At 75.4% G+C, this 2,593-nt stretch carries 4 protein-coding genes; all 4 read left to right on the top strand.

Annotated features, from left to right (window positions below; translation table 11 throughout):
- Positions 1–307: DUF6177 family protein (locus AC1DVT_RS19460; protein ID WP_477390959.1), on the top strand; the 307-nt coding region annotated here is incomplete at its 5' end.
- Complete coding sequence (locus tag AC1DVT_RS19455) at positions 307–597, top strand: hypothetical protein (protein WP_477390957.1); 291 nt, start codon at positions 307–309, stop codon at positions 595–597. The genes AC1DVT_RS19460 and AC1DVT_RS19455, both read left to right, overlap by 1 nt.
- Positions 594–1,940 (top strand): EsaB/YukD family protein, encoded by a 1,347-nt coding sequence (locus AC1DVT_RS19450; RefSeq protein WP_477390955.1) that lies wholly within the window; start codon positions 594–596, stop codon positions 1,938–1,940. Before AC1DVT_RS19455 ends, AC1DVT_RS19450 begins: the two co-directional genes overlap by 4 nt.
- Positions 1,937–2,593 (top strand): hypothetical protein (locus AC1DVT_RS19445; protein ID WP_477390953.1); only part of this gene is annotated, 657 nt, incomplete at its 3' end. The genes AC1DVT_RS19450 and AC1DVT_RS19445, both read left to right, overlap by 4 nt.

Raw genomic sequence — 2,593 nt, 5'->3', positions numbered from 1 at the left:
CCGGTCGACGGCCGCGATGCAGCCGGAGCCGCTCGCGCTGCTGATCGGTCCGCCGGGCGTGCGCGCGGCGGGCATCGACCCCCGCCGCTGGGCCGGGGAGTTCGGCGCGGCCGTCGTGGGGAGTCCGCGGCTGCCCGGCGTGCTGCTGCACCTCGGCTCGCCCGATGGCGGGGGGTGGCGACGTCTGGCCGACGTGCTCGGCACGCTCGACGCCGCGCGCGTCGGAGCGCTGCTGTCCGTCGCACCGCACGTCGCTGCGCGCCTCCAGGCGGGCCGCGACGCCATGCCAGACGAAGGGAGGACATGATGCCCGACCAGCGCGACACCGTGCTCATCGAACAGGCCAGGATCCAGCGCATGCGGCTCGGCTCGGCCCTCCTCTACGGACGGATCGACGAGCGCCGCACCGTCAACGACCACTCCCGCCGGCTGGTGGGCTCGCTCATCCTCGCCGCCGTCGCGTGCGCGACGTGCGTGGGGATCGCATTCGTCGTACAGCTGCTCGCGGGGCAGCAGGCGACGGCGCCGTCGCCCTCCAGCACCCCCTCCGCCGTATCGGCCCCACCGTTCGAGAAGACCCCCTGGGAAGCATCGTGAGCCCGTACACCCGGCTGACCGTCGCAGGCAGCACCCGTCGCGCCGAGGTCGTCGTCTCGAGCGACGAGCCGCTCGGCGCCGTTCTCCCTCGCCTGCTCGACCTCCTGGGCGAGACGCGCGGCACGGTCGCCCGCCCGTTGACGCTCGTCGCGACCGATGGCGAGCAGCTCGACATCGGGCGATCGCCCCAGCAGCTCGACCTGCCCGACGGCGCCCTGGTGCGCCTCGTGCGCCTGGACGCCGCTCCGCCCCCTCCCGTCGTGATCGATGTGACGGATGCCGCCGCCGACGCGCATCAGGCGCGCCCTGACCGCTGGGACGACCGGTCCCGCGCCGTGGCGGGCGGCACCGGCATCGCGCTGGCTGCCGCGGTGGCAGGGCTCATCGCCCCGTACGGCGGCGCCGTCACCGCCGCGTGGGTGCTCCTCATCGCACTCGCCGGGCTCGTCGCGATCGCGATGAGTCTCGGTCTGATGGGACTGGCGCGTGTGTCGGTGTGCGCCAGCGCCGCCGCGGCGGGGCTCGTCGTCCCGCTCGGCTTCGCGGCGTCCACGGCGGCAGGCTCGGCAGGCTTCCCCGCCGACGCCGCGCTCATCGGCGCCGCGGTCGCGATCGCCGCAGGCGCCACGGTCGTCCTCCTCGGGCTCGGCGTCGCGCTCCGCCGCCCTGGCGCAGCCGCGGGCGGCGCGGTCGGGGCTGTGCTCGCATCGATCCTTCTGGTACTCCTCCTCGCGGGGGTCGGCGCTGCCGCATCCGCCGCCGTCGCGGGAACCGTGGCCGCCTTCGCCACGGGCCCCCTGCCCTGGATCGCGCTCTCCGCGGCAGGCCTCACACGCCTGGACCGGGGCGTGGCCGCCGGTGAGCGCGTCGACCGGCCGCGGGCGTTCTCGTCGGTCGACGATGCCTACTCGGCACTCACGTGGAGCGTCGCCACCGTGTCGGCCGTCCTCGCCGTGTCGGGAGTCGCACTCGTCCTCGCGTCCGAGCTGTGGAGCGGGCTGCTCGCGTTCGCCTTCGCGCTCGTCGCCGCCCTGCGCTCGCGCGCCTTCCCTCTCCGCGTGCAGGTGTGGTCGCTGTGGGCGGTCGCCGCCGCGATCGCCGCGGTCGCCGTGGTGACGCAGCTCACGAGTGCGCTCGCGTGGATCGGCGTGGGCGTCGCGACGCTGGCAGCGGTGCTCGTCGCGGCCGCGGTGCTCGCGCGGCCCGCCGCCCACACGCGCGCGCGGCTGCGCGGACTCGGCAACCTCGTCGAGACGCTCGCGGTGATCGCGCTCCTTCCACTGCTCCTCGGCGCGCTCGGCGTGTACACCGAACTGCTCGGCATGTTCGGCGGCGGATCGTGACGACCCTCGATCTGCGGGACGCGCCTGCCGCCGTGTTCGGCAGCGCACGCGCGGGGCACCATCGCCTGACGGAGTGGGATGCCGCGATCCGCGGCATCCGCTCCACCGCGCGGCGGATCGGATTCGTGTCGCTCGAACCGGGGGCCGGCGCGACGACGCTCGCCGACCACGTGCTGCGGATCGCCGCCGCCCGCCGCCCGGAGCCGGCGCTCGCGATCGACGTCGCGGGCGGCGAGCACGACCTGGGAGCACGTCTCGGCATCACCGCAACCACGCCGAACGACACCCGTGCCGGTGCCCGGACGACGGCGGACGCCGTCAGCGGCCTCCCCGCCGGCGATGGCTGGTTCGGCCTGCGCCCTGCTCTCCCGGACGGGACGGTGGGTGCGTGGCTCGCCGAAGCCGCCCCCATCACGCGCTTCTTCGAGGTGTCGATCACGGACTTCGGGGTGCGGCATCCCCGTGGCGACCTCGCCGCGTGCGCCGCGCTGTGCGATGTCGTCTGCCTCGTGAGCGACGGACGCCGGTCTTCGGCCGAACTCGCCCGGGCGATCGCACCGGCGATCGCGGGGCTGCCGGAACGACCGATCCCCGTCCTCGCGCTCGTCGATCACTCCCGCGCCGGAGGCGCCGTGGTCCGCATGATGTCGTCC

Source organism: Microbacterium sp. P2_F9, assembly GCF_056403635.1.
The sequence above is the reverse complement of the archived record's forward strand: the minus strand, read 5'-3'. Positions and strand labels throughout refer to the sequence as shown.